We start from the raw sequence: 13,735 nt of genomic DNA on the forward strand, positions 1-13,735 counted from the left end.
GGGCGATCGGTCAGCCGAGGCGCGGACCGATCGGCGAATGTGTCCGCGAGATGACACGCTCGTCCCATCGCACGACGTGGACGGGCTCCGGGGGCGGGGGAGTTCGGACGATCCCACATGGCGGCGTCGCGAGCCCGCCGGGTTCGATGAAGGACGTCGCCGGGAGCCGTCCCGACGCGCTCCCCCCAGGCACCGCGGCCACCCGAGGACCGGGTGGCCGCTCGACGTGATCGAGGTTGACGTGACCCGTTCCCTCCCGACCGGCCGCCGCGCGCGGCTGGGGCTCGCCGCCGTCGTGGCGGCCGCCGGACTCCTGCTGTCCGCCTGCTCCGGCGGCGACTCCGCCGACGCCGGCTCGACGAGCTCCGCGGGCGGGGAGGCCGACGGCTTCGACGCCGTGAACGTGCAGCTGTCCTGGCTGAAGAACACCCAGTTCGCCGGCGAGTACGTCGCCGCCGAGGACGGCTTCTTCACCGACGTGGGCTTCGCCGACGTCACGCTGACCGCCGGTGGCTCCTCGGCCACCTCCGCCGAGGCCGCCGTCGCGACCGGGCAGGCCTTCGCCGGCATCTCCTCCCCGCTGATCACCGCCCCGGCGATCCAGGGCGGCGCGGAGCTGAAGATCATCGGGGCCACCTACCAGCGCAACCCCTTCGCGCTGATCTCTGCCTCCTCCGCCCCGATCGAGGGCGCCGCCGACCTGCCGGGCACGACGATCGCGGTCTCCGACTCGAACACGCTGGTGTGGAACGCGTTCCTCGCCGCGAACGACATCGACGCCTCCGAGGTCACCACGGTGCCGCTGTCCGACACCTCGATGCTCACCACCGGCCAGGTGGACGGCTACATCGGCTACACCACCTCCGGCGCCTCCGCGCTGATCGAGGCGGGCTTCGACGCCACCGAGTTCCTGCTGTCGGACGAGGGCCTGCCGATCGTCGGCGAGGTGATCGTGACCTCGCAGGAGGCGATCGACGAGCGTCCCGAGGAGGTCAAGGCCTTCCTGCTCGCCCTGGCCCGCGGCTGGTACGGCGCCCTCGCCGACCCGGAGCGCGCCGTCGACCTCACCGTGAACGTCTACGGCAAGGACCAGCAGTACGACCTGGGCCAGATGACCCTCGCGTTCCAGCGCCAGTCCGACCTGATCGCGACCGACGACACCGCCGCGCACGGCCTGCTGACGATCTCCGACGACCTGCAGGCGGGCACCATCGCCTCGCTGGCCTACGCGGGCATCGACATCGCGCAGGAGGACCTGTTCGACACGTCGCTGCTCGACGAGGTCTACGCCGAGAACCCGGACCTGCTGAAGTGACCTCCACCGCGACCGTGCCCGCCGGCATCGAGATCTCCGGCCTGGACAAGGTCTTCCGCTCCGGCCGCCGCACCGTGCAGGCGCTGGACGACGTGAGCCTGTCCACGCCGCGCGGGTCGTTCCTCTCGCTGCTCGGCCCCTCGGGCTGCGGCAAGTCGACGATCCTGCGGATCCTCGCCGGGCTGGAGACCCCGACGGCGGGCACGGTCGCGGTGAACGGCGCGCCGGTGGCCCCCGGCCGGCGCGCCGACGGCATGGGCATCGCCTTCCAGGACCCCGCGCTGCTGCCGTGGCGCTCGGTCCGTACGAACATCCGCCTGCCGCTGGAGATCCAGCGGAAGCAGGACGACGGGATCGTGGACGAGCTGATCGACCTGGTCGGCCTGTCCGGCTTCGAGAAGGCCCGTCCCGCGCACCTGTCCGGCGGCATGCGGCAGCGTGCGTCGATCGCCCGGGCGCTGGCCGTCCGGCCGGACTTCCTGCTGCTGGACGAGCCCTTCGGCGCCCTGGACGACATGACCCGGCAGCGGCTGAACTTCGAGCTGCAGCGCATCTGGTCCGAGCGGTCGGCGACCACGTTGATGGTCACGCACGGCATCTCCGAGGCGGTGCTGCTGTCCGACGTCGTCGCGGTGATGTCGGCGCGTCCGGGCCGGATCGTCGAGCTGGTGGAGATCCCGTTCGAGCGCCCGCGCACGCCGGAGATGATGCGCACGCCGGAGTTCCACGAGATCGTCGACCACCTGTCCGGGCTGCTGTTCTCGCCCGGCAAGGAGCACTGATGCCCGCACTGCCTCGGGCGGGTGCCCGGCGCTGGGCCAGCGCACTGGCGCGGCCGTGGGTCGGCGGCACCGTCGGCATCGTGCTGCTGATCGCGCTGTGGTGGGCGATGACCGCCGGGCTGACGAACAGCACGTCCTTCCCGACACCCGCGGCGGTGCTGCGCTCGGCGGTGGAGGACGGCTGGTCGTTCTACGGCCCGAACCTCACGCCGTCGCTGACCCGCGCCGCCCAGGGCTACCTGTGGGGCAACCTCGCCGGTCTGGCGCTGGCCGCCGTGGTGCTGGTCGTGCCGAAGCTGGAGGAGGTCGTCACCCAGCTCGGCGTGATCGCGTCCTGCCTGCCGGTGACCGCGATCGGTCCGATCGTCATGGTGATCTTCGGTGGGCGCGCCTCGGCGATCTTCCTCGCCGCGCTGCTCACGTTCTTCACCACCCTCGTCGGCGCGATCCTCGGGATGCGCTCGGCGACCCGGTCTTCGCTGGACCTGGTGGCCGCGTACGGCGGCGGCCGGTGGACGCAGATCCGCAAGGTCCAGCTCATGTCGGCGCTGCCGGCGATCGTCACCGCCCTGCAGGTGGCGGTCCCGGCAGCACTGCTCGGCGCGATCGTCGGGGAGTACCTCGGCGGCATCGACTCCGGCATCGGTGTGGCCCTGAACGCCGCGCAGCGGCAGGTGCAGCCGGACCGGGTGTGGGCGCTGAGCATCCTCACCGGTCTGATCTCGCTGGCCGGCTACGGCCTGGTCGGACTGCTGGGCCGGGTGCTGACCCCGTGGGCGAAGGAGGTGCGGGCATGAGCGCGGCGCAGGCGTGGCGGTTCGTCGGGCGCCGGGTGCTGACCCTGCTCGCGGCCGTGGTGGTGGCGATCGGCGTGTGGATCGCGGTGCTGGAGGCCTTCGACGTCAGCGACCTGGTGGGCAAGCGCCCGTGGCAGGTGCTGGAGTACCTGGTGACCGGGGACGGCGCCGCGGACCACCGGTCGACCGTGCTGGAGGGCCTGCTGGTCACCGTGCGGGACGCCGGGATCGGCTACCTGGTCGGCCTGGCGGCGGCGTTCGCGCTCGCGGTGGTGTTCTGCGTGTCGCCGGTGGCCGAGCGGATCGTCATGCCGACCGCGATGGTGCTGCGCTCGATCCCGCTGGTGGTGCTGACCCCGCTGATCACGCTGATCTTCGGCATCGGCCAGTCCGGCGTCACCGCGATCGTGATCATCGTGGTCTTCCTGCCGGCGCTGGCGAACATCCTCTACGGGCTGCGCAGCGTCTCCGGCGAGCACCGCGACCTGGTGCTGGCCTATGGCGGGTCGTCGTGGACGGTGCTGCGCAAGGTGGCGCTGCCGGCGGCGGTGCCCTCGACGCTGGCCTCCGCGCGGATCTCGGTGCCCTCGGCGGTGACCGGCGCGATGATCGCCGAGTGGCTGTCCACCGGCGAGGGGCTGGGCGGGATGATCTCCCGCGCGGCCGGCTCCTTCGGCTACGACCTGATGTGGGCCTGCGCGATCACGATCGCCGGGGTGACCATGCTGGTGTACGCGGTGGTCGCGGTGGCGGACACCCTGGTGCAGGAGCGGATGGGGCGCCTGTCGTGAGCCTGCTGATCCGGGGCGGGACCGTCGTCGACGGCACCGGCGCGGCCCCCGTGGTCGCCGACGTGGCGGTCGAGGGGGACCGGGTGGTGGCGATCGGCCGCGACCTGGCTGCCGGCTCCGACGTGCGGGTGATCGACGCGCGCGGGCTCGTGGTCGCGCCGGGGTTCATCGACGCGCACACCCACTCCGACGTGGTGGCGTTCATGGCCGAGGCGCAGCCGTTCAAGGTGCTCCAGGGCGTGACCACCGAGGTCGTGGGCAACTGCGGCAACTCGGCGGGCCCGCTGGTGGACCAGCGCGCGGTCGACCTGCACAAGCCCATCTCCTCGACGGTGGCGGCCGGGGTGGACGGCGTCTGGCACGAGCCCCGCAGCTTCGCCGGCTACCTGGACGCGGTGGAGCGGCATGGCACGACGACGCACCTGGCCTCGCTGGTCGGGCACCATACGCTGCGGATCAGCGCGAACGGCATGGCCGAGCCGCTGGCACCCGGCGCGCTGGACCGGATGGTGGCGCTGGCCGACCAGGCCTTCGCCGAGGGGGCCTTCGGGCTGTCGACCGGGCTGATCTACGCCCCGGGCGTCTACGCCGACGCCGACGAGGTGGCAGCGCTGGCCGCCGTCGCCGCCCGCTGGGGCCGCCCCTACGCCACCCACATGCGCGACGAGGGCGACGGCCTGGCGGACTCGCTGGCGGAGACCCTGGACGTCGCGCGGCGCACCGGCGTGCAGGTGCAGGTCTCGCACTGCAAGGCCGCCGGCCGGCAGAACTGGGGCCGCTCCGGCGAGCTGCTGGCGGCGCTGCACGAGGCGCGCTCGCGGGGCGTCGAGGTGTTCGGCGACCAGTACCCGTACACCACCGGCGAGTCCTTCCTCACCGCCCTGCTGCCCGCCGCCGCGCAGGTGGGCGGGCGTGAGGCGCTGGTGCGCCGGCTCTCCGACCCCGCCGAGCGGCGCGCGCTGGCCGAGCGCGGGGCGGCCGGCGGACCGGGCTCCGGGTCGTGGGGGCAGACCACGCCCGCCGGGGTGATGCTCTCGATGCACACCGACGCGAGCCTGCTCGGGCGCAGCGTCGCGGAGGTCGCCGCTGAGCGCGGGCTGGACCCGTGGGACGCGCTGTGCGACCTGATCCTGGCCGACCCGGGCGCGATGATGGTCTACGAGCTGATGGACGAGGCGGACGTGCGGGCGATCCTCGCCGACCCGCTGATCGCGATCGGCTCGGACAACTCGGTGCCGGTCGGCAACGCGCACCAGCGCGGCTGGGGCTGCTTCCCGACCGTGCTCGGCCGCTACGTGCGCGACCTCGGCGTGCTCGACCTGCAGGAGGCGGTCCGCAAGATGACCTCGCTCACCGCACGCGCCCTCGGGCTGCCCGGTCGCGGGTACCTGGCGGTCGGCTCGATCGCCGACGTGGCCGTCTTCGACCCCGCGACGATCGGCCACGCCGGCAGCCCGCAGGCGCCGTGGGTCCGGCCGGCCGGCGTGCGGTGCACGGTGGTCGCCGGGCACGTGGTGGTGGACGCGGGGGAGTTCACCGGGGAGCGGCACGGGCGGGTGCTGCGCGCCGGGTTCGCCGAGCCGGGGGCCGCTGCGGCGGGGGCCGCCGCGTGAGCGGGCGGCACGCCGGGCTGCCCGGCGCGGGCGTCGCTACCCGCCCGGCCGCGGTCGACGACCTCGACCTGCCGGTGATGCTGCTGCACGACGACGCGCTGGAGCACAACCTGCGGGTGATGGCCGACTGGTGCCGCGAGGCCGGCGTCGAGCTCGCCCCGCACGCCAAGACGCACATGTCCCGCGACGTGGTCCGTCGGCAGACCGCCGCCGGCGCCTGGGGCTTCACCGCGGCCACGCCCGCGCAGGTGCGCCGGCTGCACGCCTGGGGCGTCCCGCGGGTGCTGCACGCGAACACGCTGGTCGACGCCTCGGCGATCCGCTGGCTGGCTCGGAACGTGCTCAGCGGCCCTGACCGCGCGGAGCACCTGTCGTACGTCGACTCGATCGCCGGGGTCGACCTGCTGGAGGGGATCCTCCGGGAGGCACGCCCGGAGCGCCCGCTGCGGGTGCTGGTCGAGCTCGGCTTCCCCGGTGGTCGCACCGGGGTGCGCCCCGGGGACCCCGGCCCGGACCAGGACGCCGCAGCGCTCGCGCTGGCCCGGCGGGTGGCGGACAGCGACGTGCTGGCGCTCGCGGGGGTCGCGGCCTTCGAGGGCCTGATGCCGGCCGGCGACGACCCGGGCGAGCCGATCGGTGCGGTGGACCTGCTGCGCCGGGTGCGCGCGCTGGTGGTCGCGATCACCGACGCGGACCTGGTGGACGGCGGCGTGCCGGTCGTCACCGCGGGCGGCTCCTCCTACTTCGACCTGGTGGTGCGCGAGATCGGCCCTGCCGTGTGGGACCGCCCGGTCACCGCCGTGCTGCGCTCCGGCTGCTACCTCACCCACGACCACGGCGTCTACCGGCGCACCTCCCCGCTCGGCGAGGAGCGCGGCACCCCCGGGCGTCCGACGTTCCGGCCCGCCTTCGAGCTGCGCGCCTCGGTGCTCTCCGCCCCGGAGGACGGCAGGGTGATCCTCGGCTTCGGCCGCCGCGAGGTGCCCACCGACGACCGGCTGCCCGTGGTGCTGGACCGCGAGGGCTGGGAGGTCACCGGCGTCAACGACCACCACGCCTTCGTCCGGGTGCCCTCCGGCGAGACCCCGGCGCCCGGCACCGTCGTGCGCCTGGGCATCAGCCACCCGTGCGGTGCCTTCGACCGCTGGCGGCACCTGCCGCTGGTGGACCCCGACGGCACGGTGGTCGGCGAGATCACCCCCGCGCTGTGAACGACCCCCGAGAGGACCGAGTGATGACCGAGCACGTGCTGGACGGGCTGCCGCTGTGGGACGGCGAGCGTGAGGTCGGCCCCGCGCGGATCACCTGGGCCGGCGACGAGATCCTCGCCGTCGAGGAGGCCCCGGCCCGCCGCACCGACCTCAGCGTGATCCCGGGCCTGATCGACACGCACGTGCACCTCGGCTACCCCGCGGGGGAGCCCGCCCGTGACGCCTCGACCTGGCCGCTGGTCACGCCGCCGGAGGAGCGCTCGCTGCACGTGGCCGCCAATGCGCTGCGCTGCGCTCGTGCCGGCGTCACCACCCTGCGCGACCTGGCCGCCGACTCGGTCCAGCTCGCCGTCGGCCGCGCCTTCGACGCCGGCTTCCTCGCCGGTCCGCGCCTGCTGAGCCACGGCCAGGTCGGCATGACCGCCGGGCACGGCGACCTCTTCGTGCCGCCGCACTACCCGCACCGCCCGCCGACCGCCGACAGCCCGGACGAGTGCCGCAGGCTGGTGCGCCAGTGGGCGCGCGCCGGGGCGACCGGCGTGAAGATCTACACCTCCGGCGGCGTGCTCTCCCTGGGCGACCGGGTGGGCTGGCGCAACCAGACCCGCGCGGAGATCGCCACCACCGTCGACGAGGCGCACGCCCTGGGCATGCTGGTCGCGGCGCACACCCACAGCGTCGAGGGCCTGGACATCGCGCTCGCCGAGGGCGTCGACTCGATCGAGCACGGCACCGCCATCGCCGAGCACCACCTGGCGACGCTGGTCGGGCGCGGGCTGCCGGTGGCGCCGACCCTGCTGATCAACGACATCATCGCCGAGGGCCGCAAGCCGGTCGGCGCCGAGGCGCAGGCCAAGGCGCGCGAGGTGGTCGCGGTGCGGGACGCGGGCTTCGCGCGGGCCGCCGAGGCGGGGGTCCGCTTCGTGCTCGGCACCGACGCCTCCGGGCAGTTCGTCGGCTTCGGTGACCAGATGGAGGAGGTGCGCACCATGGCCGCCATGTTCGGCTGGTCCGCCGAGCGGGCGCTGGTCTCCGCCACCTCCGACGCCGCCGACGCGATCCGGATCGGCGGCTCCACCGGGCGGCTGCGCGCCGGGCTCGGCAGTGACCTGGTGGTGCTGCGCGGACGCCCCTGGGAGGACGTGGACGCGCTGCGGGTGGAGAACATCGTCGCCGTGGTGAGCCGTGGCCGGGTGGTCACGGGGGAGCTGCCCACCACCTGACCGGCAAGCGCTTGCCGCGCTGACCTGCGGAAACGTGGCAGATCGGGCGGTTCGGGACATCTCGGGCGTGAGCCGCGGCGGGTCGATGCGCGGGCGCGGGTGAAATGCGTCACGACGTGGCGCGACACGTCACGGCGGTCACCCGGACGAGGGAAGCGTCGTGACCAGCGCGGGCGTCACCCGGGCGGGTGGCCGGGCCGTCGTCGCGCGCCGACGCGGTGCCGTGGCGGGTGCCAGCACCCGTACGCCCGCGCGGCGCCGTGCGTGACGCCGGGCACAATGGGGACGTGCCCCCTGCTGCTCCCGCGCGCCTGCTGCGACCCGTGCTCGTCCTCGTGACGACCACGGCGCTGCTCGCCGCCTGCGCGAGCCTGCCGGGTTCGAGCACCGGCGCGGAGTCCCCGACGAGCTCGCCGACGACCTCCACCGGGATCGGCACGCCGCTCGCCCCGGCCCCCGTCACGCTGCCCGAGCAGCGCCTCGACGCCGGCGTCGTGAGCGCCGGTGCACCCGTCACGGTCACCGGCGACGGACCGGCCGTGCTCGACTTCGTGCGCGGCGGCGCCTTCGGCGTGGTCGCCCGGGTGGACTGCACCACCTGCTCCGGCCCGCTCGCGCTCACCGACACCGCGGGCTCCGTGCTCGGCGCCGGCGACCCGCCGCTGTCCGGCTCCTACCTGGTGGACCGGCTGGACGAGGACGAGACCCGGCGGGCCGTCGTCGTCGACGCCGAGGGCCCCTGGTCGGTCGAGCTGCTCGCCTGGGACGACCTGCCCGTGGTCACCGGTCCGCAGCAGGGCACCGGATCGACCGTGCTGCGCCTCGGCGACGCGACGCGCTCCGTGCAGCTCGCCTACACCCCGCTCGACGCGGAGGACGGCCTCAGCGCCCGCGCCGTGCCGGAGACCGGCATGGCCACCGTCGGCACCCCGGGATCGACCGCCTTCGGCGCCGACTCCGCGGTCGACCAGCCGATGGCCGTGCCGCTGCCCGGCGTGGTCGCCGTGGCGACCGAGGGCGCCTGGGCCCTCACCCCGCTGGGCTGATCCACCCGCTCGGCTGATCCGCCCCTGCGCGCGCGTCCGCCGGACCGGCGTGCCACGGTGGTTCCATGGTGCGCGAGACCTCCGACTACGTGATCGTCGGCGCCGGTGTCGCCGGTGACGGCGCGGCCCGCGGCGTGCGCGAGCGCGACCCCGACGGCACCGTGCTCATGATCGGCCGCGAACCCACCGCCCCCGTGGACCGGCCCGCGCTGACCAAGGCGCTGTGGAACGATCCCGGCACCACCCTGGACGACGTGTGGCTCCGCACCGCCGAGCAGGCCGGCGTCGAGATGCTGCTCGGCACCGCCGTCACGGCGATCGACCTGGACGAACGCACCGTCACCACCGACTCGGGGCTCACCATCGGCTACGGCGCCCTGATCCTCACCACCGGCGGCCACCCCCGGCCCATGGGCATCGAGCCGTCCGGGCGGGTGATCGCCTACCGGACCGTGCACGACTACGAGCGGCTGCGCGACCTCGCCGGGGAGGGGCGGCACGTCGTCGTGGTCGGCGGCGGGTTCATCGGCACCGAGATCGCCGCCGCCCTGGTCCGCCACGACACCCGCGTCACGCAGGTGGTCCCGACCGACGTCCTCACCGCCCACGTGTTCCCGGCCGGCCTCGCCCGGCACATCGACGCGATGTTCGTCGACGCCGGGGTGACGCTGCTGCGCGGGCGCCGCCTGGTCTCCGGCTCCTCCGACGCCGACGGGGCGCACGTCGTGCTGGACGACGGCACCACCCTGGACGCCGACGCCGTGGTGCTCGGCACCGGCATCGTCCCCGACGCGGGCATCGCCGCGGCCGCCGGGCTGACCGTCGCCGGGGAGCACGGCGCCGACGGGATCGAGGTCGACGACCACCTGCGCACCTCCGACCCGCACGTGTGGGCCGCCGGCGACGTCGCCCGCTACCCCGACGCCCTGCTCGGCCGCCGCCGCGTCGAGCACGTGGACGCCGCCGGCACGATGGGCCGGCACGCCGGGCGCGCCGCCGCCGGGGCCGACGAGGTCTTCGACCACACCCCGTACTTCTGGTCCGACCTGCTCGACGCCGGCTACGAGGCGGTCGGTCGGCTGGACGCGTCCCTCGACACCGTGGAGGACTGGCACGAGGAGGCCTACGGGGCCGGGGTCGTGTACTACCTCGACGCGGGGCGGGTGGTGGGCGTGCTGCTGTGGAACGTGTGGGATGCCACCGACCGGGCGCGTGCGGTCATCCGCGACCAGCGGGACGTGTCGGAGGGCGCGCTGCGGGGGCTGATCGGGTAGGGCAATCCGGTTGCCACGGGATCTGCGCCGGTGGCACCGTGGGGCTGCCGGCGCGGCATGGACCTTCCGGAATCCGGTGGAGTCATGCTCAGTGTCGGTTTTTTCATGCCCTTGGGTCGCCGGCGTGACGTCGTGCCGGTGGTGCTCGCGAGGAGTGATCGCCGGGTGAGACCGGGCAGCGCGTCGAGGTGCGCACGGGCTTCGACGGGATCTGCGGGGACCTGAGGTCGCCGTGGCGCCGCGCCGTGACGCGGCGCGGACCTGTGGGCGGGTCGTCGAACGGGTGCGAGGCACCACGCAGATCGCGTCTCACGTGCGCTACGTATCGGTAGCGTGTCTTCGTTGGGCCATCGGGCCCGCGGGGAGGCGCGCGTGGACGACATCAGGCGGCTGGATGGTGCGTCGTGAGCGTGGCGGTGCTGTCGGCGGGGGCTGATCCGGTCGATCTGATCCCCGGTGACGTGGAGGCGGTGCGTCGGGACGCGGAGGATCTGATCGCCCAGGCGGGGGATCTGGAGGACATCGGGGCGTGCGCGGCGCGTCGGCTGATCCCCTCCTGGCAGGGGACTGCCGCTGACGGGTATGCGGCGCGGCGGGTGGTCGAGGTCGAGCGCCTGGGTGCGGTGGGGCAGGTCTACCGGTGGGCGGCCGAGACCCTGCATGCCTATGCCGACGTGCTGGCCTGGGCCCAGCGTCGGGCCGCCGCCGCGATCACCCTGTATGCCACGGCGAGCGCCACCCCCGCGGGGCGTCGACCGAATCTCGTCGGGCAGATCGACGTCGCCCCGCCCAAGCAGCTCGACCCCTTCGGGCGCCCGATCGGTGGTCCGCTGCGTCCCGGTGGGGTCGAGGCAGCGAAGGTGCGGGCGCAGGCTGCCGCGGATCTCGAGGCCGCCCGGGCGGTGGTGGCGCAGGCCGAGCGGGCCGCCGCCGAGGCGATCGATCGTCTGGTCGAGGGGATGCCGGACGGGCGCTGGCACTGGGACTCCTTCGCCGCGGGTGCGTGGGACTGGCTGACCGACACGGTGCGGTTCGTCGCCTGGGACACCAACCTGATCCGCGGGGTCATCGACCCGGACGGGTTCGCCCGGGACGCGGTCGCGATCTGGGACTCCGCGACCGGGACGTACCGGTTGCTGACCACCGATCCGCTGGGTGCGCCGGACGTGCTGCTGAACGGCCAGCAGCGCCGCGACGACCCCGGGCGGTGGTGGGGCGGGCTCGCGCCGGACATCGCCCTGAGCGTCGTCGCAGGTGCGGGGACGCTGTCGCGTGCGGTGTCGGCGGCGCGGGCCGGGTCGCGTGCGGCGGAGGTGGCGGCGGCCGGGGCGCGGGTCGGCGAGCGCGTGACGATCGGACCGACACCCTGGACCGCGGAGGAACTTGCCACGCTGACACCCGGGGACGGGCCGGTCGTCTTCGCCTTCCGTGCGCACTGGAGCACTCCGGAGAACCTCAACGGGCTCGAGCACCTGGACGTCGCGAATGCGACGCGGATCGAGGGCGGCTTGTCGCCGACCGGCCGGGTGCCGACGAAGGGGGACCTGCGGGATGATCTCGATGCGGCGGCGGCTGCCGAGCGGGCCCGTGCGCGCGCGGCCGGCGACGACCGGTACGAAGGGATGGTCGTCGGGCACGGACCCGACGGCACGTGGACCGGAGAGGCGAACGCGCGGTACTACCAGGCGCAGTACGTGTCCGTGAACGGCTCGTTCGGCGGACAGGCCAACGGCTACCCCTTCGGATATCGGCCGACCGTGTTCCGCGGTGTCATGCCGGACGGCAGGATCGTCCACGGCAGCTGGGAGGCGATTGCAGATGAGTGACAGGGTTCCGTGGGACGTCATGATCGGGGAGATGCTGCGTCGCCGCATCGCGCTGGAGCAGGTCGATCCCGACGTGTACCCGATGCCGGGGTTCGGCGTCCGGGCGACGGGAGCGGATCTCGCGGCGGCGGAGCAGCGCCTGGGGCACCCGCTCGACGCGCATCACGCGGCGATCCTGCGTGAGGTGGACGGATGGCGGTCGGCGTTCTTCCACGGGGATGTCCTCGGCACGTGCGACATGGGCGCGGGACCCCGGTGGCGCGATGCCGAGGCGATGCTGCGGGGCTACTACGAGGACGGTCCTGCGATCGACTTCCCGCCGCGAGAGTCGATCTACCCGATCCACGTCGGTGAGACCTCGCTGTGCGTCGTCGACATGGCGGGGCCGGTCACCGACGGCGGGCACCCGGTGCACCGCCTCGACGGCGCACTGCTCGACTCGTGGCCGAACGCGTATCAGTACTGGGTGGCCGGGTGCGCGATGCTCGACCGCCTGACCGCACGGATCGCCGAACGACAGCGGTCCGAGCGCTCGGGCTCGTGACGCCTGCACATGCCCACGCTGACCCTTCGAGCGCCGACCTGCTCACGCGGCTGGCGCGCTGACGGCCGGCTCACCCCCGGCGCGGCCGACCCGTTCACCCCACCGGCGCCGTCGACCCCCGCGGCACCACACGGCAGCCGATCGTCTCCACCCCGTGCCGCTCGTGCCGCCCGTGGCCGTCGATCGCCTCGGCGAGCCGGCGGGCGGCGAGCCGGCCGAGCTCTTCGAGGTTCATGTCGACGCTGGTGAGCTCGGGGCGGGCGCCGGTGGCGAGGATCTCCCAGTTGTCGTGGCCGATCACGGCGACGTCTCCGGGGACGTCGCGGCCGGCCTCGCGCAGGGCGTCGATGGCGCCACGGGCGATCTGGTCGGAGCCGCAGAGCACGGCGTCGACCTCGGGGTGGCGGGTGAGCAGCAGGCGGGTGGCGCCGCGGCCCCAGGCCTCGGTCCAGGAGCCGAAGGTGACGCCGCCGCCGAGGGGTTCGAGCCCGGCCTCGGCCAGTGCGGCGAGGGCGCCGTCGGCGCGGTCGTGGGCGGCCCCGTAGTCGGGGTCGCCGGAGATGATCGCGATGCGGCGGCGGCCGCAGGTGAGCAGGTGCTCCAGGGCGAGCCGGCCGGCGCCGACGTTGTCGCTGACGACGGACAGGTCGGCGGGGTCGGCGGAGGGGGCGTAGGCGTAGACGACGGGCACCGGCAGGTCGCGGCCGAGGGAGGGACGCGGGTCGGGACGCGCACCGACGACGATCAGCCCGTCGACGCGGCGGCCGAGCAGCGCCTGCACGTGGTGCCGCTCGCGGATGGCGTCGCCGCGGGCGTCGCACAGCAGCACGGAGACCTCGTCGGAGCCGAAGTAGTCCTCGGCGCCCATCATCGTGGGGATGGAGAACCGGCCCTCGAGGTCGTGGGTGACCAGGCCGACGGTGCCGGAGCGTCCGGCGAGCAGCCCCTGGGCGAGCGGGTTCGGCGTGAAGGACAGCTGCTCGGCGGCGGAAAGCACGCGATCACGTGTTTCGGCGCGCACCTGGGCCCGCCCGTTGAGGGCCTTGGAGGCGGTGGCGACGGACACCCCGGCGAGCCGGGCGACATCGCTGAGCGTGCTGCGACGGAAGCCTGATCGTGCGGTCCCTGCCACCGGCTGTCTCCTTCGATCGGGTGAACGCTGCGGTCACCGTCGATCAGGAGCGTAGCGCGGATTGTTGACGAAAACCTTTTCGGTCTGTTTCATCGGTGATGCACAGCACACGCTCCCCACGGTCCGTCCCTCCGACGGGCCCGCGTGCTTCGACGACGAAGAACCCGAGGAGACGACCACC

The 13,735-nt window shown here is 74.3% G+C and carries 12 protein-coding genes; 11 read left to right on the plus strand and 1 reads right to left on the minus strand.

The genetic code is table 11. From position 1 onward, the window contains the following. Window positions 1–241 precede the first annotated feature (241 nt). The 11 genes from ACZ5HG_RS06105 to ACZ5HG_RS06155 all read left to right on the plus strand — a co-directional run bounded on the left by ACZ5HG_RS06105 (window position 242) and on the right by ACZ5HG_RS06155 (window position 12,422). Window positions 242–1,315, plus strand: a complete 1,074-nt coding sequence (locus ACZ5HG_RS06105; RefSeq protein ID WP_464181072.1) for an ABC transporter substrate-binding protein — start codon at window positions 242–244, stop codon at window positions 1,313–1,315. Next, window positions 1,312–2,097 carry an ABC transporter ATP-binding protein gene (locus ACZ5HG_RS06110; RefSeq protein ID WP_464181073.1) on the plus strand — a complete coding sequence of 262 codons (786 nt, stop codon included), beginning with the start codon at window positions 1,312–1,314 and terminating at the stop codon, window positions 2,095–2,097. The genes ACZ5HG_RS06105 and ACZ5HG_RS06110 overlap by 4 nt, the downstream gene beginning before the upstream one ends. Further along, window positions 2,097–2,894, plus strand: a complete 798-nt coding sequence (locus ACZ5HG_RS06115) for an ABC transporter permease (protein WP_464181074.1) — start codon at window positions 2,097–2,099, stop codon at window positions 2,892–2,894. Before ACZ5HG_RS06110 ends, ACZ5HG_RS06115 begins: the two co-directional genes overlap by 1 nt. After that, complete coding sequence (locus ACZ5HG_RS06120; protein WP_464181076.1) at window positions 2,891–3,685, plus strand: ABC transporter permease; 795 nt, start codon at window positions 2,891–2,893, stop codon at window positions 3,683–3,685. The genes ACZ5HG_RS06115 and ACZ5HG_RS06120 overlap by 4 nt, the downstream gene beginning before the upstream one ends. Then, window positions 3,682–5,298 carry an N-acyl-D-amino-acid deacylase family protein gene (locus tag ACZ5HG_RS06125; RefSeq protein WP_464181077.1) on the plus strand — a complete coding sequence of 539 codons (1,617 nt, stop codon included), beginning with the start codon at window positions 3,682–3,684 and terminating at the stop codon, window positions 5,296–5,298. The genes ACZ5HG_RS06120 and ACZ5HG_RS06125 overlap by 4 nt, the downstream gene beginning before the upstream one ends. Further along, on the plus strand, window positions 5,295–6,509 hold the full coding sequence (locus ACZ5HG_RS06130) for a type III PLP-dependent enzyme domain-containing protein (protein WP_464181078.1): 1,215 nt from the start codon (window positions 5,295–5,297) through the stop codon (window positions 6,507–6,509). Before ACZ5HG_RS06125 ends, ACZ5HG_RS06130 begins: the two co-directional genes overlap by 4 nt. Window positions 6,510–6,532: 23 nt before the next feature. After that, window positions 6,533–7,732 carry an amidohydrolase family protein gene (locus tag ACZ5HG_RS06135; RefSeq protein WP_464181079.1) on the plus strand — a complete coding sequence of 400 codons (1,200 nt, stop codon included), beginning with the start codon at window positions 6,533–6,535 and terminating at the stop codon, window positions 7,730–7,732. Window positions 7,733–8,019: 287 nt separating this feature from the next. After that, window positions 8,020–8,778: a hypothetical protein gene (locus ACZ5HG_RS06140; protein ID WP_464181081.1), complete on the plus strand. Its 759-nt coding sequence runs from the start codon at window positions 8,020–8,022 to the stop codon at window positions 8,776–8,778. Window positions 8,779–8,843: 65 nt separating this feature from the next. Further along, window positions 8,844–10,052: an NAD(P)/FAD-dependent oxidoreductase gene (locus ACZ5HG_RS06145; protein ID WP_464181082.1), complete on the plus strand. Its 1,209-nt coding sequence runs from the start codon at window positions 8,844–8,846 to the stop codon at window positions 10,050–10,052. A 404-nt stretch (window positions 10,053–10,456) separates the two neighbouring features. Beyond that, the gene (locus ACZ5HG_RS06150) at window positions 10,457–11,878 is read left to right on the plus strand and encodes a putative T7SS-secreted protein (RefSeq protein ID WP_464181084.1); all 1,422 of its coding nucleotides are present in this window, start codon (window positions 10,457–10,459) and stop codon (window positions 11,876–11,878) included. Between the two features lie 31 nt (window positions 11,879–11,909). Then, on the plus strand, window positions 11,910–12,422 hold the full coding sequence (locus ACZ5HG_RS06155; RefSeq protein ID WP_464181086.1) for a hypothetical protein: 513 nt from the start codon (window positions 11,910–11,912) through the stop codon (window positions 12,420–12,422). A gap of 94 nt (window positions 12,423–12,516) precedes the next feature. Here ACZ5HG_RS06155 and ACZ5HG_RS06160 read toward each other — a convergent pair whose 3' ends face one another. After that, window positions 12,517–13,554: a LacI family DNA-binding transcriptional regulator gene (locus ACZ5HG_RS06160; RefSeq protein ID WP_464181087.1), complete on the minus strand. Its 1,038-nt coding sequence runs from the start codon at window positions 13,552–13,554 to the stop codon at window positions 12,517–12,519. Window positions 13,555–13,735 lie beyond the last annotated feature (181 nt).

This window comes from Cellulomonas sp. GTC20042 (assembly GCF_055389595.1).

Coding starts and splice junctions, on each gene's coding strand:
- ACZ5HG_RS06145 (WP_464181082.1), top strand. CDS start 8,844: ATGGTGCGCGAGACCTCCGACTACGTGATCGTCGGCGCCGGTGTCGCC.
- ACZ5HG_RS06120 (WP_464181076.1), top strand. CDS start 2,891: ATGAGCGCGGCGCAGGCGTGGCGGTTCGTCGGGCGCCGGGTGCTGACC.
- ACZ5HG_RS06155 (WP_464181086.1), top strand. CDS start 11,910: ATGCTGCGTCGCCGCATCGCGCTGGAGCAGGTCGATCCCGACGTGTAC.
- ACZ5HG_RS06115 (WP_464181074.1), top strand. CDS start 2,097: ATGCCCGCACTGCCTCGGGCGGGTGCCCGGCGCTGGGCCAGCGCACTG.
- ACZ5HG_RS06135 (WP_464181079.1), top strand. CDS start 6,533: ATGACCGAGCACGTGCTGGACGGGCTGCCGCTGTGGGACGGCGAGCGT.